Here is a 19,202-nt window from a genome sequence, read left to right on the forward strand (position 1 = left end):
CTTCCACGACTGGTTTTATGACTTCTTCCGGCTCCTTTTGTGACATTGCATGCGTCCGGCAGGAATCCGAGGGCGTTCACGTCACATACCGCTATGAACGATAGGATTCATCGTGCTCGCCCCCGCTTGGCTGCAGGCTAATTAGTCGTCTCCGGCCAACCTCTCCAATGCCTGCCGATATTTTTCCATTCGCTTATAATCCCGCTCGGATGGATCCTGAATGCGCGACAGATCCATGTTCTCTAGAATGTCTGCTCGCTTCACGGCTCTTGCGATTCGGTTGCGGCAAGTCTTCTCGATGAATTCCTCGTAGCTGTCTTCATCGGATCTCGTCAAGAGATGTACGGCTTCCGTAATTTCGTCCGAAAATCCATATTCCCTTAACTGGTCCAGCGTGACATCCGTATCTTCGACAACATCGTGTAGAACGGCAGCGATCTTCTCCTCCATCGTCTCTACGCGGTTCATGACCGCCAAGGGATGTAAAATATAAGGACTGCCGCCCTTGTCGCGCTGCCCTTGATGCGCGCGCAGCGCGATTGAAATGGCGCGTTCAATATCCGTTTGAATCAGCTCCGTTTCTTTGAATATGCTTATTCCAGCTCCATCGCCGATTCGCCGCTAATGATCGTGCCGATGTCCTTCCCTTCGCATATCTCTTTCATCGAGCCCGGCTTGTCGAAGTTGAACACGTGCATGGGCAGATGATAGTCTCTGGCCAAGATGAAGGCCGACTGGTCCATCACCTTCAAGTTCTGACGCAAGACATCGTCGTAGTGAAGGGATCTGAACTTCCTTGCACCCTTGTCGTGCTTCGGGTCTGCATTAAGGACGCCTTCGACGCCCTGCTTCGCAACCAACAGCGCATCGCAATTCACTTCGATCGCCCGCTGGACGGATGGATAGTCCGTCGTCACGTAGGGCTGCCCGTTTCCTCCGGCGAAGATGACGATGTAGCCCTTCTCCAAATGGTGCACGGCCCTTAATCTGATATACGGCTCGGCCACGGACGTCAGCGGGATGGCCGTCATGACGCGGACTTCTTTGTCGGTCTTGGCCTTCAGCACGCCGCGAAGCATCAAGCTGTTGATCACCGTCGCCAGCGTTCCGATGTTGTCCGCTTCCGCCCGTTCGATTCCCCAGGTATCCGCCATGCTCCCGCGAAAAATATTGCCGCCGCCGATAACCAAAGAAACCTCGACGCCCAGGTTCACGACCGCCATGATCTCGTTCGCGATATGATCCAAGCTCTCCGGCTCGAATCCGAATTCCGTACTGCCCGCGACCGCTCCGCCGCTTAATTTGATGAGCACTCTTCCGTACCTGACCACTCGATCACCTCCGCCAAATAAAAAACACTAAAGCATCGGATGCTTTAGTGTCTCAGTGGAACAGGAATATAAAACCGGCAAATAAGGAATGACGACTCGCTTAACCGTTCCTTGACCGTCTCCGTCTCTGCCGTTCGGCTTCATACGCCCACCCCTTCCATAAAATTTCCATCAACATATTCTATCCCCGCCGACAGAGAAATGCAACGCTGCTAACTAAGAAAAACTCTGCCGCTAACCGGATACCACTTTATCCGCGTTGTACTTCGCTCCGAATTTATTGGCGATATAGATCTCGTATAATTCGCGATGCAGCGGGTCCCCGACGAGGCAAACTTCGATCTTGGCCACTTCGTCCCTGTGGTTTTTAATCGGCGATACCGTATCTTCGAAGTGTTTCTTGATTCTCGGGCGCAGCTTCCTCGCTTTGCCGACGAACAGCAGCTCGTCCTTGCTATTGTAGAACATGAAGATGCCGCCTGTTTCCCTGGAAATCAGATGAAAGTCGGTAAAACCATAAATATGGCTGAGCTGCGGATTGCTCTGTTTGGTAATCGTCACGTCCGGTTTGGGTATGGTGATCATGATCACGGTCGATTCACGTCCTCTTCATTGTAGGTCTCTATAGTAGCATGGATCGGCGTTCAAAAGGAACGATGAGCTCGTGTTTGCGTAAAACCGTCATTGGGGTCGGCGGGCAATGCTGCATGGCCTATTCCCAGCTTCGCCGCCATCACGTCCATATATTCACGATGGGTATTCCGTTCTCGATCCTCGCTTTGCTTTCCGCGATCCAGTCCTTGAACCATTGGTTATCCGAGCTGCCGAAGGTTTCATCCCCGTCCCAGCTTCTGAAGGAACCGATATATACGATCAGTTCCCGCAGACGCAGAAAGAGCGGGATCCTCCCAAGCCATTCGTCGTCCAACGCATGCTCCAGCAGGTAGCCTCTCATAAAATGCTTCATGAACCGCCGTGCCTGATCCTCGCGGTATGCCTGGCCATCTTCGCCGCCATAGACATAGACCAGATAATAGAGCTGCAGGGCGATATCCTCTACGAACCAGCTGTACTGAGCCTCGTCGAAGTCAAAGAGCGTAATTCCCCCGCGTTCATCCACGCAAAAGTTGCCCACGCCGATGTCGCCATGAATAAGGCCGAAGGTGCGGCTGTCTCGCGGCAGCGCGCTGAGCGTTCGGATTAAATCATCGCTCGCGGCACGACGCCTGCCTGCGACTCGGGAAGTAAGTCCATGTGCTGCAGAAACCAATTCTGACGCCAATCATGCCTCGCGGTTATGGGCGCTTGAGGTTGATACGTCTGCGATACTGCGTGCAATCTGCCCGTCAGCCGGCCGAGCCGTTCATGCAGGCCATGATCCTCGAGGCACTCGGGGTACCCGATCTGCCTTCCCGGCGCCTTCTCGAAAACCACGCAGGTATAGCGGCTGCCCTCCGGAGACGGAATGACTTCCGTCCATCGTCCGTTCTTCGAGCGGATCGGCTTGGACACGGAGATACCCGCATCCGCGAGGAACAGGATCCAATCCAGCTCGCTCCGGACAAGGCTCTCGGAACGGTTTCCGCATGGCGTCAATCGCAATATGAAGCTGCGGCCATCCTGGACGTATTCGTAAACGCTATTCTGGCTTCCTCCGATATAAGCAGCGTCTCTGCCGCTCGCACGATATTGCCGCGCCGCGCATGCAAGAATTTCAACGGTAATCGCGTCGTTGCTTTGCATATAAAAAACCTCGCCTCCATCTCATTCGTTGATTAGATCGGCATCGCTAACAAACCCTGCTGCCAGGGATTGCATAGAAACGCATCTTAATTCCTCAACTTCATGAAATTCAGGCCAGGCGACATACGTAATCCTCTTTTCCTATTCGAATCATGCCACCCCATCGTATCCATATCCTGGAAGGCTGTCAATCCCGGATCGGAAGCACGAGGGCCTTTTCGCGGATATGGATATACGATGCCGGACACTTGGAAGGAGGCGATATCGAGCGTGGCTTATTGACATTAAAATATCCTATAATTATAATAAATATTGTTAGTATAATAGTTAACAAGAGGATAAGCGGTTTGTAATGCATCCGTACAGCCCGCACCGGAAGGAAGGAGGCATGCCACTGCACATTACACTCTCCAAGATGGCGTCCATATAAAATATAAAGACGATATGGGATTAGGCTTGCCCGCTGGTAGCGGATTTGCGGAAGTTGACGTCGAGATCGAGCCAGGGACATTCTATTTCCACCTTATATTGCCACCGGACGCTTGTTCGAATTGAAGTTCTTTCCGAAGTCGAGTATCCTTTGTACAAAAAGGCAAGATAGGTGGTTAAGAAATGATGGAACCTGATGTTCACGGGACGGATCTTGATCTAAAGCTAATGCGCGTCATGAGAAATATGGTAAAAACGCTGTTTGGGAGCTTAGAACGCGACATCGACAGCTATGGCCTCAATATTGAAACGTTCCAAATTCTCGAGTTTCTATACAGCAAGGGTCCGCATCCCATTCAAAAAATAAGCGACACGTTCTCGATTCCGAGCGGCAGTATCACGTACGTGGTCGATAAGCTCGAGAAGAAGGGTTACGTGGAGCGGCTCCCGATTCCCGGCGACCGCCGTAAAACGAATGCCGCCCTGACGGAAGAAGGACGGAATTACTTCGATGCGATCTTCCCTAAGCATGTTCAGAAGATCTCCGACAATTTGTCCTCCGTTACGGACGAGGAGAAGCGCGAGCTTATCGTTTTGCTGAAGAAGATCGGGTATGGGATTCAAGACCGTCAAACCAACGACAAATGATAAACATTTAAAATACTGGAGGCATTCACAATGTTGAAAATCGCAGTTATTCTTGGAAGCACACGTCCCGGCCGCAATGGCGAAGCAGTAGCACGCTGGGTGACCGATATTGCACAGAAGCGCAGCGACGCTTCTTTCGAACTGGTCGATATCGCGGATTTCAATCTGCCGCTGCTGGACGAGCCGATTCCTGCGTCCATGGGACAATACAGCAAACCGCACACGATTGCTTGGTCGGAGAAAATCGCTTCGTTCGACGGCTACGTGTTCGTCACGCCCGAATACAACCACGCCACTTCCGGCGCGCTGAAGAACGCCATCGATTTCCTTTTCAACGAATGGAAAGATAAAGCGGCCGGCTTCGTGGGTTACGGCGGAAGCGGCGGCTCGCGCGCCATCGAGAATCTCAGATTGATCGCCGGCGAGCTTCATATGGCCGACGTTCGCGCGCAGGTCGGACTTTCCCTCATCACCGATTTCGAGAACTACAGCGTGTTTAAGCCGGGTGCGCATCAAGAGCAATCGGTCAACACGATGCTTGACCAGGTTATTGCCTGGAGCGGCGCTTTGAAAACATTGCGTTAATCGGGCAGGGGAGCCGTGTCAGCATCGCTGATGCGGCTTTTTTATTGGACACTACCCTGCCCACAACTCCAATATTCCAAGAAAGAAAAAGAAGCCATCCATCGGTGGCTTCTTTTCGATTCTTTTTGAATCTATTCGATTCTTTACTCCCGCTCAGCCGTTTTCGCCAAGCTCTCATCCCGGCACACCATGACGAGATTGCCGTCGGGGTCCTTCAGGACGAAGAAGGAGACAGGGCCGTAATACTGAGGCTCGCCGAACAGCTCGAAGCCGTTCTCTTGGGCAAAAACCAGCGAAGCTTCGAGGTCTTCCGTCACGAACATGAACGGAATCGTGAAATCGTTGCCCTGCAGGCCGCGATTGGCATCCAGCAGGATGCCGCCCCCCTTCGTCGTCGGCAGGTCGACGACTTCGCCTTCGGCATGATAAGCATCCGCCGGAATACCGAGCAAATCCGCATACCATGAACTCATGGCGGTCATGTCCTTCACGTCGATGAATACGGCCCCGATGCGGGGAAGGATCGGACTTGCGCCAACGGGCTCGGGTTCCCCCGGGTTTTCTTCCTCCGCTGTCCAGCAAACCATCTGCACGTTGCCTTCCGGATCGCGGAAGTTAAAGAAGGCCATGACGCCGCCGTGGCGCTCCGGCTCAAGGAACGGCTCGCCCTTCTCCTTCACGTAGGCATACGCTTCGTCGATATTCGCGGTTTTGAACATAATCCGCGGCTTCATGGACACTCGCCAATCCGGGTTGGCTTCATTCCCGGCGTTGTTATCCAAGATCAGATTCGTATGCCGCAGATTGTACCAATAGACGGGACCGCCATTGAATCGGTCCTCCAGCATGGGCAGGCCGAGCAGCTTGTTGTACCATTCCGCCGATCCCCGCAGGTTCGTCACATGCACGAATACGGATGCCGCTCTCGGCTCCAATGGGGTTATTCCTCTAACGCGGCTGTTCAACGATGACCGCCTCCTTCTCAGATATGCGCATGAGTAATCCTTCCGGCGAACGAACGTGGAATTGTATGACGCCGTCCTGTTCGGTGCATTCGTCCGCCGTCACGCCTCGCTCTTGAAGCTTACGATACGTCTCGTGAATGCGGCCGGACTGCAGCGAATAGTACGGGATGTCGCTCATGCCTGCAATCGCCTCGCCATGAACCTCCTCGGACATCGCGATCATCGTGACGATCGTCTCCCCGCCGCCAACAGTCAAGTCCGCCCCTTGCCCCCAATGGTTATGGAGCTTGAAGCCGAGCATGCCGACGTACCAAGCGATGGACGATTCCAAGTCCCGCACGGGCAGGAATACGGCCAGCACGCGGTGAAACATCGGGGGCAGCGGTCCTTCATGGGGCGTATGGTACAGGGAGCCTGCCTTCTCGTGACACATCCCGACGACGTTGCCGTCCGGGTCCGCCATCTCGGCGACGTTCATATGCGGATCGAGCATCGCTTCGCTCGTGCTCACGCCTCGCTCCCTCAGCCAATCGAGATGCAAGTCCTCCCAATGCGTGTAGAAATTGAAGCAAGGCACATGGCCATCCTCGTGGAGATGCTTCCTCGGCCGGAACGGCCGGACCTCCGTCAGCGTAAGCAGCGCCTCGCCCCGGTGAACATGCAGGTCGATTTCCCGGCCGCGGTACCGGTGAATCCGAAATTCCAGTTCGTCCGCATACCATTGCGCGGCGCGCTTCACGTCGGCGACGGGCAGAATGACGCGATCGATACGCTCAAACATCGGCGGTTACCTCCTGGATGACGACCTCCTCGGTAAGGCCGACGAACTTCTTCCCTTTCAAATGGACCCGTCGAATTTCCGCGCTCATCTTCAGGCCTCCTCCTGCTTCTCGTTCATCTGCAGGGCGCCCCATAGATTGCCCTCGGGGTCGTAAAATTTCAGCACCCAAGCAAAGCCGCCGTCTTCATAGACTTGAATCCGTGCTCCCGCCTCCGACAGCCGACCATGCAGCTCGTGAATGCGTTCCGTCCGGTACAGCAGCACGGGAAAATCCACGCCATCCACCTGATAGTGCGCCGCCGTGTCGCTCGTTGTCTTCCACAGCATGAGAATCGGCCCGGCCGGAAGCGACAGGAACGCGATCCGGTCCCCGTCCCTTCCCGTCGGCTTGAAGCCCAAGTATTCCGCATACCACATGATCGCCCGTTCCATGTCCCGGACCGGAATTTGCGCGTGCTCCAACGCCTGCAGCATTCTTCATCCTCCTCTTCTTGCCTTCGCCTAATAGACGAACGAGCGGCCGGCAACCATACACGCCCGCTGGCACGCCGAAAAATATTATCCGCTCACCATCAGCAGATTGCCGTCGGGATCGCGGAACGTGAACGACAGGATGCCGCCGGGCGACGTTCGAATTCTCGTGATGGTCGCGCCACTCTCGTAGAGGCGCAGATACGCTTGATAAATCCGCTTCGGATCATGCCGGCGGAACGCTTCCGCCACTTCGTCGAGCAGGCGGGCTTGCGGCACCGAGATCGATGCGGAAGCCGCGGCGGCGTCCGGCCCGGGTTCTCGGGAGGCCAGCTGGCGAAGCCGGCTTCGGGCACGGGAGAGCGCGACCTGCACGGCAACCTCCGCCGAATCGATGCAGTTCGCCGTCTCCTTCGCCGTAAATCCGAAGATGTCGCAGAGCAGCAGGATCACGAACGGTCTCGGCGGCAGCCGCCGGATGAGCGTGTCGAGAAGCTCCCTCGTGGCGTAAGGAGACTCGTCGCGATAGGCCGACGTCTCCAGCCATTCCGGCATGTCCGGGACCGGCACTTCCTGCCGCTTCCGCAGACGGTCGATCCAGAGGTTGCGGGCTGTTCGCAGCACGTACGTTTTGGTGGGGCGGAACTCGGGGTCCTGGGCGCGGCGGCCGAGCAGCTTGGTCACGACCTCCTGGGCGACGTCTTCCGCTTCCCAGCCTTGGGTTCCCCTGCCGCACAGCGAACGGCAATATCGAAGCAGGTCCGGCCGCAGCCCGATCAGCCAATCCGAATGATCCATCATAGGTTAGCACTCCGTTGTTTAAGATATCGGCCCATACCGGCCTCGCAATACGAATGTATATTCGCCTTTTTAGTGGAAATACCTTCACGTACTGCAAAAATAACCAATTACAAAGAGCCGAGGATGAGGCATCCGCGGCTCTACGATTCTATTGCCTTGCATTCTTGCATTCTTGCAGCCTTGCATTCTTGCAGCTTTGCCGACTTATTGACCAGCAGACTTGCAGGTCTGTTGCTTTTCAGCACATGGCCCCTGGCCGCGAATGCCGTTCCCTATTCCCTATTCCAGCGATTCAGCGACCTTCCTCGCTTCATCCGCCGAGATATTGCCCGTAAGGCCGTATTGAATGCCGTCCTGCTTCCAATACAATTCCGTGAGCTCGGGCTGTTCGAACACGAACCCGTCTTCCCCGCCTACCTTCGTCTTGGCGAACATTTCCGCCGGGAATGCAGCGTCCATTCGGCTCGCCATGAACGTGAGCGTCTTCTCGCCCGCGAAATAGGTGAAGGTGACGTCTCTCGCCCGCTCGTTCTTCATCCCAACCGCCACGATCTCCTTCAGCGCAAAGCCCTGCGGCAGAACGCTCGGGACGCGAAGCTCGGATCCGAAGGCGGATCTTGCGTCTTCCGCCGTGCTCAGCGGCGTGGTGATTAACTGCGACAGCTCCGAACCGGCGCCGCTACCGTCAGACGGCGATACGTTTCCAACCGAATTCGAATCGGGAACCGCAGCATTCGGCTGCTGCAGCAGCATGAAGCCCGCGATCAGCACGACCGCGGCAGCCAGCGCGGCCGTCCATGATTTCTTGAACGTAAATCGACGGCCCGTCTTCTCCGCCGCTGCTTGCAGCCTTATCTTCTGCTTCAGGCGGTCGCTCAGCTCCATGTCGGCAAACAGCAGCTCGTCGGCCTCTTCTTGAAGCAGTCCGCGCAATTTATGATCCATGTCCGTCATATCTGTACGTCCTCCTTATTCATCTCTCGGGCCAGCGCCTCGCGTGCCCGGTGCAGCCTGTTCCGCACGGTTCCTTCGGGAGACGCGACTGCTTCCGCGATTTCCCGCGTGCTCAGCTCCAGATAGTAATACAGATACAAGGCTTCTTGGTACGGCAAAGGCAAGCGCAGCACATGCTGCAGCACTTCGCTCTTCGCCATCCTCTCAAGCGCCTCTTCCTCCACGCTGATCGTACGGCCTTGCTCCATGCGGCTAGGGTCAGTCGGCTGCTCCGTGTACATCCGAACGCCCATTTTATCTCTGCAGACGTTGATCGCGATCGTCGTCAACCACGTTTTAACTGAACTGTCCCCCCGGAACGAGGTCCATTTGCGGTATGCGCGCAGAAATGTTTCCTGGCTGATATCCTCGGCAAGATGCCGGTCGCCCGAATAGAAATACGCCGTACGCATCACGATGGCGCCGAAGCTTTCCATCAGCTGCTCAAGCGCCGCGGCGGGATCTTGCGCGAAATGTTGTTTAGTTGCCAAGCCGGCCGGCTTCATGGGATAACCACCTCCACCCTATTAGACGCCCTTGGCGCGAATTCCGCTGCATGGATTGAAGAAAAACAGGCTGCCGCATGCGGCAGCCTGTTGACGTTGTAGGAGGAATTCAATGATAGCGAGCTTATTTGGGCAAATCCGCCAACAATTTGTCGAGCAATGCGTACTCGTCCATATCCATATCTACGTACGTGTTTACCTTCAGTTGAAGCTACCCCTCTGGATGATCATGAGGAATAAAGGCATGACTGAGCGTCCCTTCGCCCTTCGAGATTCCTTTGTAGGAAAGATGAAGATCAATGTTTGTCGTCTTCAATCGTTTGTCTAAGTTCCTGGCTTCTTTATTATTGGCTACAGCTCTTAGGATACGTATTCCATCCGGGAAATCGATATCCGGAAAATCCAGGTACATACCCGGAATACGGTCTTCCGACGTTTCAATCCAGCCTTCTTCAAGACTGCCTGCGATTTCTTGGCGCGACCGATAATCAGGCGACGTAACGACAAGCTTGGCCTCCACCACTTCCATCCATCCCTTGGAGAGGGTATCGCCCCAAATCGCAACCTGCAGGCCCGTGAACCTTCTTCCCTGATTGCGAAGTCCGAACCGCTCGGTTACGACTTGTCCGGAAGAACATTGAATAAAGGTGCGATATCCTGTGTACGTAAGCTTAGGCGGCCCGTTTTCTTCAAAATGGGGAGGCCGCTTGTTGATCTCTCTAAAACGCAATGACGTATACAACGTCGACAAGCTTGACTCTTCGATCCTTTGATAATCGCTTGAGCATTCTTCCGGATGCCACCCGACGGTTTCCGCGACGGCGGCTACATTTTCTTCAGCGAATACCGTGCGCTTCTCCCAAGCCTGCCTTAATTCTTGTTCCGAGCGACCGGGCAGCAAGAACGGCTTCCATTTATTCAACGATCCGTTGCGCTTGCGACTCTTCCCGAACATCTCATTATACATCGTTAGGTCATTAACAACCGTATCGATCCGTTTGCCCTGTTCGAATAGCCTGAGCAGCATTAGATCGCTGTCGTGCACCAATACCCCTACGGTCGGGGCAGAACTTTCTCTTGAAATAAACGCCGCTAATTCTTCTAACGTGCCGTCCTGGCTTGCAAGCTCTTGATCGTACACCGTCAGCCAGCGTCCATTATAGACTTCACCGACGAGAAATGTCCGGTCCGCTTCGGAATGGTCGTTTTCGGGTATTTCCTCATAGCCGGTCTGTTTCATCCACGACCGGATCGCAGATTGAATGTGAAGAACTGCTTCCCCGTTATCCATGCTTCCCGTAAACACTTGAACATTTGCAAAAAAAGCTCCCATTTTCAATCCCTCCGTGCGTAAGCGTTAATTCCATTATTTTACACGGATTGTCTATCCTGTTAAATCATTTATTTCTTAGCGAATAATAGGACTCATCCCGGTACTATCCCCTTACGGTAGAAAGCGGAAAAAGAGTTCATCCTACGATGAACTCCCAATAGTACAACGAAAAAAAATTCCAGCAAGCGCTTGGCGACCGCTCCCCAGTCGAGCGTAGGACAGCGATCGCCAATAAGCTATCGGATTAAACGTATTTTCATTTCATCGATCTCTCTTCAGGTTGTATTTCTCTGTCCCTTTCAATTCTTCGTCAACGCAATATCGTCGATCTGCATCGACGTCGAGCCCGGCGAATTGATATAGAAGCCGATATCGAGCTGCCCGTTCGTGACGTTCACCGTCGAGGAATACTGCCGCCAGACGCCGTCCACCGTCATGTTCGCATAGACGGTACTGCCGCCGAAGTTCGCGGCTTCCATTCGGCAGAAGGTTGGCGAGCCGCCGTAAGCCGTCGCTTTCACCCAGCCGGTCAGCGTGTAGGAGCCGTTCGTCAGGCCGCTTACGACTTGATGGACGCTCTGCTGGTAAGCAGCCGTGCTCCAGAAATACAGCTTGTAGCCGCCGCCGTGCGCATCCGTCGCATCCACGCCGTACTGGGCGCTTTGTCCCGTCGGATGCCACTCGTTCCAGCCTGTGATGGTGCCGCTCTCGAAGCCGGGGTTGGCGACCGGGATGTTCGTCGAGGAAGACGTCTTCTTCACGTAAACCATGTCCCAATACTGCAGCGTCGGCACCGTGAATTGAACATAGCTTCCGCCTGCGTCCGACCCCAGGGTATAGGCAAGCGAATAGGTCTTCCCGTTCTCGTAGTCGGGCGAAGCGAAGTTGACGCTTCCGATCGTGCCGGAGCCATAATAATATTTGACCGCCACGTTCGTTTGTACCGTCGGAGCCGGCTTATTCGCGTTCGTATCCCGGATATCCGTATCCGCGATGCCCAGCTGGTTGACCATATGAATGACGTCGTAGCCGCCGCCGCTCTTCGTGAACGTCCATACCCTGTTCGCGTCGGAAGACGTACTCGAGGCGATGCCGTTCAAGCTGACCGCGTTCGACGTATTGGATAATCCGCCCCGCAGCAGGTTCTCGTAGGCCACGGCAAAGTCGTAATAACCGAGCAGGCGCTTCTTCAGGTCGTCCGTCATGATCAGATGGTGGTTCGGAAAATACTCATGATCCAGCATTTTGAGATCGTCCCCGAGCTCGAGATGCTGCGCCCCCATGGCGAAGAACCCGGCGTCCGCGAGCAGAATGCCTGGCGTGTTGAAGTAGCCGGGATTCGCGTCCGTAAAGTTGTTCTGGTAACTGTAATTCATGTAGAGCGGGAACACCGTCGCCTTGCCCCCGCTGTCCCCGGTCTGGTAGTCCAGGACGGTCTTCACGTCGGACAGCTTGCGCGTGCCCCATAATTCGTCGTACATGATATCCGTCTGGCTTTGCGCCGTCGGAATGCGTCCGTATTCGTCCACGTTGTTGAACACGATCGTCTTGCCGAGCGCCGTCTTCGCGTGGTCCAGGAAAGGCTTGAACGTATCCGCGAATGAGACCGGATTGCCGTTATAATCGTACTTCGTGCCGGGATTGCCGATCTGGTCGACATGCCAGCCGTCGAAGCCGAAGGCGTTGAAGGCGTCCTGCTCCTTCGCGAAGATGTAATTTTGCCAATTCGTATTCGCCGGGTTGAAATACCACAGCTTGGACGTCGCCCAGCCGCCCGGCATCGACAGGCTTGCCTGGTTCGCATGGGCACTGTCGTCGAACAGCCCCCATTGGGCATTGACGCCGGTTCCGTCTTGGCCGTAGCCGTCGAACGCTCCGTTGATCAAGTTATAGTTCATGGCCGATATATTCGCGTTGTGGGAGGCGCCGATGTAATCCAGGATCGTTTGCTTGTAAGTCGTACGGCCCGCGATATCCGGCCAGCTGGCATCGGGATTGGACACGCTGCCTTTAACCGGAAGATGATGCTTGTACTGCCAATCGTAGAATTGCAGGGCATTGATGTGATAATCCTTCAGCATGCCGACGATCGCGGACGAAGTGCTTCCGGCTTGGGACGGGAACGAAGAGAGGAACCCGTATCGCGGAAATTTGGTCCATGTCGAGGATACGTCGACCGCCGAATTCATATTGTCGATCGTCGTGCCGGCACCGTCGCGCGCCCATGCTTCCACGGCATAGCCTTGATAATCCGTGCTCGGCGGCGTCCACACGTACGTCAGCGTCGTGGAGGCGTTGTTCGCGAGCGTGTACGTCTTCGTCTGCGAAGTCCCGCTCAGTTCGTTCTCCAAATGCTTGAAGTACAGCGTGACCGTTCCGTTCGTGATCGTGCTGCCGGTCGTATTCTTGAGATTCACGCTGAGCGTGACCGCGGTGCCCGGGTTGTAGCGGGCCTTGTCCGTGCTCACCTTCGCGATCATGCTGCCTGCCGAGTACGCATACGCGGCGCGAGGCGGCGCCATCGTCCAGTTGGCCGCCGACGCGAGCACCAGCGCTGCAGCGGCGACGAAGATGCTGCGTTTTCCGATTCCCATCATAGTCCTCCTTTAATAAATGAACTTACGTGCGGCTTGGAAACTAGAAACGGTTTCCAGCTATAAGCATACCTGCGATAAAGCGCTTTCAAAATCGTTTTTATGACATCGGCTCGCTCCTTTTGTGATCTTGGGGTAATTCTTCCGCGCCGGCGAGATTTGGATTATCGAAGACGTACGTCTGCAGCCATCAGCGTCCAGCCGCCAGGCCTTTGAGCCGGGCCGCGAAACGAACGGCAAAAATGCTCCCTTGGGAGGGGAGCATCTTAAAGGAAACTATAAAACTCTTCGCCCGCATCGGTGCGCTGAAGGCTTGGCGGAGCTTACCGCAGCGTAACGACCAACGAACCCTCCGCTTCCACTTCCACCGGGTCCGGGAATTGAATTTCATCCCCGTCGATCCGATAGTCAACGCCGGCGCCGCCCGCCTCGATCCGCTCGATGCGCGACGTCTGCTCCTCGCGAAGCTTGAGCGTCCGCAGCGACAACGCGCCGCCTCGTACGTGAACGCTGATCTGCTTCTCGCTTTGCTCGTAGCTGCCCCACGCCATGTCGAGCGACCACACGACGCGGAATTCGCCTTCGGCATCCACGGACACCGGCTTGAACCCGATCATGCCCCGGACCATATCGTACTCGAAACCGCTGAACGCCTGCAGCAGCGCATAACTGGCCATCGACCTTGCATAGTTGCTGCCGCACTCGATCTCGTTCCACGGATTGCGCTTCTCCCCGTCGTAGCGGTCGCGGATCGCCTGCACGACCGACAATCCTTCGTCGACCAAGCCCTCTTGGATCATATGCGCGGCCGCTTGGTATTCGAAGCCGGTCATCGTCTCCGAATTGTACGTGAGCGGAATCGCCGGTTTGCTCGTGCCTTCCGGCCACGTGCAGATGACGAGTCCCCCCTCATCGTTGAGCGAATACAGCCGCCAAGTGTTCGCTTCCCCGCGCATCGACGGCTTAAAGTTATGCCGATACAACGATCGCAGCGCCTTCCGGGACTGTTCTTTATCGAAAATCTCGCCCAGCCCGCTCAGATTGGCATGCCACTGCGCGACCACCTGATCGATGGCGCAGCCGTCCGCGACTTGGTATTTGATCTCGCCTAATTCTCCGTTCCAGTACGTGCGGACGGTCTCTTCATCGAAGGCTTCCAGCAGCGACTTATCCGACAGATCGACCTGCTGGATATAATAGTCGCCGTTGAACAAATGCTCGTCGACCCAGCGTTTGCCCGACTGGAACAAGCGGCCGAATTCATCCGCCGTCTCCTGCTCGCCCATATGCGCCGCCATCTCGGCGCCGGCCTTGAGCGCGGCCAGGTAGAAGCCGTTCAGCCAGGAATTCGGTCCGTACAGTTCCATGTCCAGCGTATGATGCTGCCTGCCCGACAGCACGCCCGTCTTGCCCGGATCCCACTTGTCTTCGTTGCTGTCCGCCCACGCGTATGCGATAGAGCCTTTGACAGCCGGCCAGACCGACCGGAGCCAGTCCGTGCTGCCGGAGATTTTCCAATCGCGGTACGCCTTGATGACGCCGCCGAATTGCCCGTCCGCGCAGGCGCGGAAATTCTGCCTGTCGCGGCCGAGCGGCAGCATGAGCCGGAACGACATGCGGCCGTCCTCGCGCCGGTTGTACGCGAAGTCCAGCTCCCGCATGCTGCGTTCCAAGCGGGGGAACAAGAACGGCAGCGCATAGGCATAATTCCATACATGGGTGCAAGAGCCCTCGCAGCAGCCGGTATCCTCGATGCTTCCCTCGAAGCCGTAGAACGAACCGTCCGTCAGACGGAGCGCCGTCGCCGATTTGATGACGGACAAGTTCGCGGATACCGCATCCATCACCGCGTCCGGCACCGTGGAAGCGAACAGCGCTTCCTTGAATCGCAGCGTCTCCCCGTACAGCCGATCCCAGTGCGCCAAGGCGTACCGCGCGCTCGCCCCGGAATCCTCGAACAGCGACGCATAGTAGTTTCGCCAGCCGTTCGGGCCATCCGGATTGGGGTTCCAGTAATTCTCCACGTTCGGAAAATGCCAGCTGATCGCGAAGCGGACCGTCTTCTTCTCGCCGGGCCGCAGCTCCAGATGCGCAGCCAGCGAAGCGGTATCCTTTCGTCCCGCGGGCCGCTCGTCCTCGCCGTACTGCCTATTCGTCAAGCGGCCCGGCTGCGTGAAATCATGCCAGTACATCTCGAGATTGTCGCACCATCCGCCGCGGTACCAATATTCTTGATAGCTCGCGTCCGCCGCGTCCGTCGCGATCGTAATATCTCCGTAACGGGCATGCTCCGGGCTGTACTGATTCGAGCTTAGCTTGATCGCATGAACCTTCTGCTCCCGTTCGCCCCCGACCTCCCCGTACCGATATGCCGCGTTCTCCACGGCAAAGGGGTTCCCGGCCGACAGGCATACCGTATACGCAATCGGCGCATCGTCCGTATTCTCCAGCTCCCATTCGAAGAATGCCGCAGGCAGGCTCGAATCATCCTCCCGCAGCGGGATGAACGGATTGAATGCCGTCAAACGCACCCGTCCCGGAAACGCCGGTTCCGCGAAGGTCATCTCGGCCAGCGGGAATTCCCCTCGGAAGGTCGTCTCCCGAAAATGCGGCATGCCCGCCATCGTCTGGCTCTCCGGACCGAAGCCGTAGCCGCTGTGCAGCGGGCCCCCTCGCACGGGCTCGCCCACGTAGGGAGACTGCATATCGCCGTTCAGCACCCGCGCGTCGAGCAGTTTCCCGTCCCGTTCCGCCTTTACGGCGAAGTGGCTGAAGCCGTTAAAGCTCCGCTTGTTCGGCCGATTGAAAATCTCCCAATCTACCAGCCTGCCGTTTCCCGCCAAGCCGATGCTTCCGCTGCCGATGCCTCCGAGCGGGAAGCTGATCTCCCGCGTTTTGGCGCCTTTGTATAAATGAGTCATTCAAGTGTTCCCCCTCATGACGTGGTATACTGAAATCACCTTCATTATAGAGGTTTACGGACAGGATGCCTTTATATATAAGCACTGTTTTTTATGTAGAAAACGATTGTTCCGAGGTGATGACGATGCGATTGGAAGACCATGCGGTCGCCCCTTATATTCGCAATGCGGACTATGCGATCCGGCCTCCTTTTCTGCTCGGCGAACGCAGTCTGCTCGATTATATTATCTTCTACGTCCAGGAGGGCCGGTTCGACCTGCAAGTCAACGGTCAGCGCCATATGGTGAAGGAGGGCGATCTCTGCCTGCTTCAGCCCGGAGACCTGCATACGATTCGGGGGCTGGATAACACGATCAATCCGTACGTGCATTTGGATTTCTTCTATAACCCGCACCGAGCGGACAGCTTCGTCACCCGCCCCGGTCAGTTGGACATGGCTCCGTACGCATCATACATGCAGCCGCGGCTGCACGATTGCGAGTCCCTGCGGATTCCGCTCAAGCTGGAGACTCCCCATCCGAAGAAAATGCGCGACCTCGTCTTCCGCATGATCGAGAGCTGGCAGCTGCAAACGTATCTCGGCATGATGGAAGCCAATCAGCTGGCCCACGAGTGGGTGACCGCCCTGTTCAAAGCCTACATGACGCCCGATCCGGGTACGCTCTCCGTGCAGCCGTTCCTGAACTGGATCACGTCCTACTTCGCCTTCCGCATCTCGGAGCCGATCAAAGTGGAGGATATGGCCAGGAGGGCCGGGCTGTCGCCGTCTCGGTTCACCGTGCTCTTCCGGCAGCATTTCAACCTGTCTCCATATCAGTACTTGCTGAAGCTGCGGATCGAACACGCCCAGGAGCTGCTGAAGGATGGACTCTCCCTGCAGCGGGTGAGCGAGTATTGCGGGTTTACGGATGTGCATCATTTTTCCAAGACGTTCAAATCCGCCACCGGCGTGAATCCGGGTTATTACAAGCGGCATCGGGAGTGAAGGGAACGGCGGGAAGGACAGAAATGACGGAAACAGGAACTATAGGAGTATCGAGAGGGCAAAGCGAGAGGGCAAAGCAAGTGGCCAAAGCAAGCATAGGAAAAGGCTGACCCGTGCCATAAGAAATGGCCAGGTCAGCCTTTTGGCTGCACGCATGTATTCAAGATCAACCCGTTCGGCTTCTGCCGCGATGACTACGGCAAGTCTGCTGTAGACGGACTATGGCCGTGCCTAACCTAACCGTTATTACGGTTAGTCTTCAGCCATTCACGAGCCGCATCTACTCCGGCTCTCAAATTGAATAGGCGGCTGTCCGCCATTCCGACTTTGTCTCGCACCGGCAATTCGCCGCGTTCGTCCAGCTCTGCTCCGATCAGGCTGAAATCCGCGGAATCGTAAGCAAAGTCCTCGAACCATTTCCATGTCCTCGCGCCAGCGTCCATCACTGCCGTGCCCATCTTCTTGGACGGCATGTCCTCGAGCAGCGCCTCGGCCAAATGGAAACTCGTACAGGCGTCATAGCCGGCGCCGAGCAGCAGCACCTTGGCATTCGGCAGCTCATAGAGCTTGCCGAGCGGAGACGCCATGCCAAACTGCGGCGTGAGCGGATGATCCGCCGCAAGATTCTCAGCTAGACTCCCATTCGCGCAGAAGGACACCTGCGGATGCCCTGACCGCAGAGTGCCGGGATATGTCCGGAACGTCTCTGCGATCCGGCCCATGCCGCGGGTCGGCGTTACGAGCGGATCGAAGGCCGGCATCTCGCGATAGATAATGTCGATCCATTCCTTCGGAACGGGCGGGTTCGACCACTCGGCCGGATCGCTCCAATCCCCGCTTTGAGCCGGCATGACGATCGTACCCGCTTCCCCGACCGCGCCGAGCAGCGCTTGAACGACGGCCTGCGGCCCTCCGCATACCCAACCGAGACTGGATAAGGAGGAGTGGACGAGCACGCAGTCTCCTTCCCGAACGCCAAGCGCGCTTAGATCGCGCAGCAGGCTGCTTACGGTGACGGGCATCCTTGTATTGGCAACAATCTCATGTTCTCTCATGTGTTTTGATCTCCTAGGCGGCTCTGGCATTCTGCAGGGATTGCGTTACTTCAACTGGGGTGATGCAATTCCGTTACTGATTGTGGTACTTAATTGCGGACTTGATTGCGGTGCTTAACTGCAGTACTTGATTGCGGTACTTGATTGCGGACTTGATTGCGGACTTGATTGCGGTGCTTCCGTATGCATTTCCTGGAGGCTCATCAGCTGCGTTTCATCGCTGCTTATCCGCTCTGATTCATTGTTGCTTATCCACGCATTCCGCCATGAACGATTGCAAAATCGCCCGCAAGCCATCCGGGTTCCCGAGCATCGGGAGATGGCCCGTATCCAGCTGCCTGACCGTTCCCGGGCCCAAATTTGCGATCATTCGGTCCTGCAGGGCCGGACTGAACTCCCGGTCCCGGGTCAGCTTCACATATAGCGATGGTACATCGGGAACCCCGGCGTGGCAAGCATCCGAGTAGATGCGCCTCGCTTCCGGTACGAATGCTTGCACGATGCCGGCCGATTGCGATTCCGGCAGGTCATTGCATAAGCCGGTTCGAATCGCCGATTCCGGCGGCCGGGTCCCCGCGACGCGCATGACGATACGCAGCAGCGCCCGCTTCACCAAAGGCAGCTCGGACAAGAAGGAACCTCCGCGACCCGGAATCGCGGCTCCGACTGCCGCGAGGCCAGCGAGCCTTCCTCGCTTCAGTAAAGCTTCCGCCACTTGCAAGGCAAGTACGCCGCCAATGGAATGCGCGACCACGATCACCCTCGGTATATTCCACGACTCCGCCTGCCCGCACAGATGAGAAGCATAGTCGTCCAACGTCAAGGCCAGCCTCGTTTGTTCGGAGCCGTCCCGATACGGAAAATCCGCCAGCAGTACAGGTACATCGAGACCGCTTGTTACCGCCTCCCAAACGTTTCCTCTAAGTCCCGCACCGTGGATGAACATGAAGCCGATCTCGGTATCCTGCCTCCCTTTGAGCTGCGCCGCCATGCGAATGCCTCCCTATCGAAAGATCTCTATGGTTCAAGTATAACAGCGTCGACTGACACCTCCCGTCAG

General features: G+C 56.3%; 19 protein-coding genes. 3 read left to right on the forward strand and 16 right to left on the reverse strand.

Annotated elements, in window-relative coordinates:
* Positions 1-141: 141 nt before the first annotated feature.
* The 5 genes from GT003_RS25990 to GT003_RS32930 all read right to left on the reverse strand — a co-directional run bounded on the left by GT003_RS25990 (position 142) and on the right by GT003_RS32930 (position 3,074).
* Entirely contained in the window at positions 142-615 is a 474-nt protein-coding gene (locus GT003_RS25990) for an HD domain-containing protein (protein ID WP_346266597.1), read from the reverse strand.
* The gene (pyrH, locus tag GT003_RS25995) at positions 594-1,331 is read right to left on the reverse strand and encodes a UMP kinase (protein ID WP_161703484.1); all 738 of its coding nucleotides are present in this window, start codon (positions 1,329-1,331) and stop codon (positions 594-596) included. Before pyrH ends, GT003_RS25990 begins: the two co-directional genes overlap by 22 nt.
* A gap of 234 nt (positions 1,332-1,565) precedes the next feature.
* Entirely contained in the window at positions 1,566-1,922 is a 357-nt protein-coding gene (locus tag GT003_RS26000) for a GIY-YIG nuclease family protein (protein ID WP_204798974.1), read from the reverse strand.
* Positions 1,923-2,064: 142 nt separating this feature from the next.
* Positions 2,065-2,613: a phosphotransferase gene (locus GT003_RS32925; protein WP_161703486.1), complete on the reverse strand. Its 549-nt coding sequence runs from the start codon at positions 2,611-2,613 to the stop codon at positions 2,065-2,067.
* Positions 2,532-3,074: a phosphotransferase enzyme family protein gene (locus GT003_RS32930; RefSeq protein WP_161703488.1), complete on the reverse strand. Its 543-nt coding sequence runs from the start codon at positions 3,072-3,074 to the stop codon at positions 2,532-2,534. Before GT003_RS32930 ends, GT003_RS32925 begins: the two co-directional genes overlap by 82 nt.
* Before the next feature lie 612 nt (positions 3,075-3,686).
* On the opposite strand from GT003_RS32930, the gene GT003_RS26015 reads away from it, so the two are divergent.
* Both GT003_RS26015 and GT003_RS26020 read left to right on the forward strand, forming a co-directional pair.
* Positions 3,687-4,151, forward strand: a complete 465-nt coding sequence (locus GT003_RS26015; protein WP_161703490.1) for a MarR family winged helix-turn-helix transcriptional regulator — start codon at positions 3,687-3,689, stop codon at positions 4,149-4,151.
* Positions 4,152-4,181: 30 nt separating this feature from the next.
* Complete coding sequence (locus GT003_RS26020) at positions 4,182-4,736, forward strand: NADPH-dependent FMN reductase (RefSeq protein WP_161703492.1); 555 nt, start codon at positions 4,182-4,184, stop codon at positions 4,734-4,736.
* Between the two features lie 143 nt (positions 4,737-4,879).
* Here the strand turns inward: GT003_RS26020 and GT003_RS26025 are convergent, their stop codons facing one another.
* From GT003_RS26025 to GT003_RS26065, 9 genes are all read right to left on the reverse strand, one after another.
* On the reverse strand, positions 4,880-5,701 hold the full coding sequence (locus tag GT003_RS26025) for a VOC family protein (protein ID WP_161703494.1): 822 nt from the start codon (positions 5,699-5,701) through the stop codon (positions 4,880-4,882).
* Entirely contained in the window at positions 5,685-6,482 is a 798-nt protein-coding gene (locus GT003_RS26030) for a VOC family protein (RefSeq protein WP_161703496.1), read from the reverse strand. The genes GT003_RS26025 and GT003_RS26030 overlap by 17 nt, the downstream gene beginning before the upstream one ends.
* A gap of 90 nt (positions 6,483-6,572) precedes the next feature.
* A complete protein-coding gene (locus tag GT003_RS26035; protein ID WP_161703498.1) occupies positions 6,573-6,956 on the reverse strand; it encodes a VOC family protein in 384 nt (127 codons plus the stop codon).
* 84 nt (positions 6,957-7,040) lie between these two features.
* Positions 7,041-7,754 (reverse strand): sigma-70 family RNA polymerase sigma factor, encoded by a 714-nt coding sequence (locus tag GT003_RS26040; RefSeq protein ID WP_161703500.1) that lies wholly within the window; start codon positions 7,752-7,754, stop codon positions 7,041-7,043.
* A gap of 279 nt (positions 7,755-8,033) precedes the next feature.
* A complete protein-coding gene (locus GT003_RS26045; RefSeq protein ID WP_161703502.1) occupies positions 8,034-8,708 on the reverse strand; it encodes a DUF4367 domain-containing protein in 675 nt (224 codons plus the stop codon).
* Positions 8,705-9,253, reverse strand: a complete 549-nt coding sequence (locus GT003_RS26050) for a sigma-70 family RNA polymerase sigma factor (protein ID WP_161703504.1) — start codon at positions 9,251-9,253, stop codon at positions 8,705-8,707. The genes GT003_RS26045 and GT003_RS26050 overlap by 4 nt, the downstream gene beginning before the upstream one ends.
* A gap of 211 nt (positions 9,254-9,464) precedes the next feature.
* The gene (locus GT003_RS26055; RefSeq protein ID WP_161703506.1) at positions 9,465-10,586 is read right to left on the reverse strand and encodes a hypothetical protein; all 1,122 of its coding nucleotides are present in this window, start codon (positions 10,584-10,586) and stop codon (positions 9,465-9,467) included.
* Positions 10,587-10,885: 299 nt separating this feature from the next.
* Positions 10,886-13,180: a glycoside hydrolase family 66 protein gene (locus GT003_RS26060; RefSeq protein WP_161703508.1), complete on the reverse strand. Its 2,295-nt coding sequence runs from the start codon at positions 13,178-13,180 to the stop codon at positions 10,886-10,888.
* 323 nt (positions 13,181-13,503) lie between these two features.
* On the reverse strand, positions 13,504-16,101 hold the full coding sequence (locus tag GT003_RS26065; RefSeq protein WP_161703510.1) for a GH116 family glycosyl-hydrolase: 2,598 nt from the start codon (positions 16,099-16,101) through the stop codon (positions 13,504-13,506).
* 125 nt (positions 16,102-16,226) lie between these two features.
* On the opposite strand from GT003_RS26065, the gene GT003_RS26070 reads away from it, so the two are divergent.
* Complete coding sequence (locus GT003_RS26070; protein ID WP_161703512.1) at positions 16,227-17,087, forward strand: AraC family transcriptional regulator; 861 nt, start codon at positions 16,227-16,229, stop codon at positions 17,085-17,087.
* 236 nt (positions 17,088-17,323) lie between these two features.
* Here GT003_RS26070 and GT003_RS26075 read toward each other — a convergent pair whose 3' ends face one another.
* Both GT003_RS26075 and GT003_RS26080 read right to left on the reverse strand, forming a co-directional pair.
* Positions 17,324-18,142, reverse strand: a complete 819-nt coding sequence (locus tag GT003_RS26075) for an AAC(3) family N-acetyltransferase (protein ID WP_161703514.1) — start codon at positions 18,140-18,142, stop codon at positions 17,324-17,326.
* A 238-nt stretch (positions 18,143-18,380) separates the two neighbouring features.
* Entirely contained in the window at positions 18,381-19,133 is a 753-nt protein-coding gene (locus GT003_RS26080) for an alpha/beta fold hydrolase (protein WP_161703516.1), read from the reverse strand.
* Positions 19,134-19,202 lie beyond the last annotated feature (69 nt).

It is taken from the genome of Paenibacillus sacheonensis (assembly GCF_009909195.1).
GTDB classification, from domain to species: Bacteria; Bacillota; Bacilli; order Paenibacillales; family Paenibacillaceae; genus Paenibacillus_Z; species Paenibacillus_Z sacheonensis.

What these genes read in the sequence shown, in the direction of transcription:
- GT003_RS26060 (WP_161703508.1), bottom strand. Translation starts at nt 13,180, where the DNA reads ATGGGAATCGGAAAACGCAGCATCTTCGTCGCCGCTGCAGCGCTGGTG.
- GT003_RS26050 (WP_161703504.1), bottom strand. Translation starts at nt 9,253, where the DNA reads ATGAAGCCGGCCGGCTTGGCAACTAAACAACATTTCGCGCAAGATCCC.
- GT003_RS26030 (WP_161703496.1), bottom strand. Translation starts at nt 6,482, where the DNA reads ATGTTTGAGCGTATCGATCGCGTCATTCTGCCCGTCGCCGACGTGAAG.
- GT003_RS26075 (WP_161703514.1), bottom strand. Translation starts at nt 18,142, where the DNA reads ATGAGAGAACATGAGATTGTTGCCAATACAAGGATGCCCGTCACCGTA.
- GT003_RS26080 (WP_161703516.1), bottom strand. Translation starts at nt 19,133, where the DNA reads ATGGCGGCGCAGCTCAAAGGGAGGCAGGATACCGAGATCGGCTTCATG.
- GT003_RS32930 (WP_161703488.1), bottom strand. Translation starts at nt 3,074, where the DNA reads ATGCAAAGCAACGACGCGATTACCGTTGAAATTCTTGCATGCGCGGCG.
- GT003_RS26055 (WP_161703506.1), bottom strand. Translation starts at nt 10,586, where the DNA reads ATGGGAGCTTTTTTTGCAAATGTTCAAGTGTTTACGGGAAGCATGGAT.
- GT003_RS26065 (WP_161703510.1), bottom strand. Translation starts at nt 16,101, where the DNA reads ATGACTCATTTATACAAAGGCGCCAAAACGCGGGAGATCAGCTTCCCG.
- GT003_RS26070 (WP_161703512.1), top strand. Translation starts at nt 16,227, where the DNA reads ATGCGATTGGAAGACCATGCGGTCGCCCCTTATATTCGCAATGCGGAC.
- GT003_RS26020 (WP_161703492.1), top strand. Translation starts at nt 4,182, where the DNA reads ATGTTGAAAATCGCAGTTATTCTTGGAAGCACACGTCCCGGCCGCAAT.
- GT003_RS26045 (WP_161703502.1), bottom strand. Translation starts at nt 8,708, where the DNA reads ATGACGGACATGGATCATAAATTGCGCGGACTGCTTCAAGAAGAGGCC.
- GT003_RS26040 (WP_161703500.1), bottom strand. Translation starts at nt 7,754, where the DNA reads ATGATGGATCATTCGGATTGGCTGATCGGGCTGCGGCCGGACCTGCTT.
- GT003_RS26035 (WP_161703498.1), bottom strand. Translation starts at nt 6,956, where the DNA reads ATGCTGCAGGCGTTGGAGCACGCGCAAATTCCGGTCCGGGACATGGAA.
- GT003_RS26015 (WP_161703490.1), top strand. Translation starts at nt 3,687, where the DNA reads ATGATGGAACCTGATGTTCACGGGACGGATCTTGATCTAAAGCTAATG.